We start from the raw sequence: 265 nt of genomic DNA, 5'->3' as shown, positions 1-265 counted from the left end.
GGCCGTGCCGGCGCGGGTGGAGCCGCCGGCGCCGAACGTCACGCTGACGTACTTGGGCTGGATCGCCAGCATCTGCTTGGCCGCGCGGACCAGCCGCTCCTGGCCAGCCAGGTCACGAGGCGGAAAGAATTCCAGGCTGAACGCCGGAGAAGTCGAGTCGGACATATCGGATCAGTTATCCATAGCGCCACGCGCATCGCATGAAACAGGTGCCGCCCCCTCGGGGTGCCGCGGAGCCGGCTTTGCCGGCCCGCTGGCACGCCCC

The 265-nt window shown here is 69.4% G+C and carries 1 protein-coding gene; it reads right to left on the bottom strand.

Annotated elements, in window-relative coordinates; genetic code table 11:
- The coding region (locus tag SB751_RS31455) for a methylenetetrahydrofolate reductase (RefSeq protein ID WP_410749204.1) at positions 1-165 on the bottom strand (165 nt) is incomplete at its 3' end.
- Between the last annotated feature and the right edge of the window lie 100 nt (positions 166-265).

This window comes from Cupriavidus sp. SIMBA_020 (assembly GCF_046535395.1).
Taxonomy (GTDB): Bacteria; Pseudomonadota; Gammaproteobacteria; order Burkholderiales; family Burkholderiaceae; genus Cupriavidus; species Cupriavidus campinensis.
The sequence above is the reverse complement of the archived record's forward strand: the minus strand, read 5'-3'. Positions and strand labels throughout refer to the sequence as shown.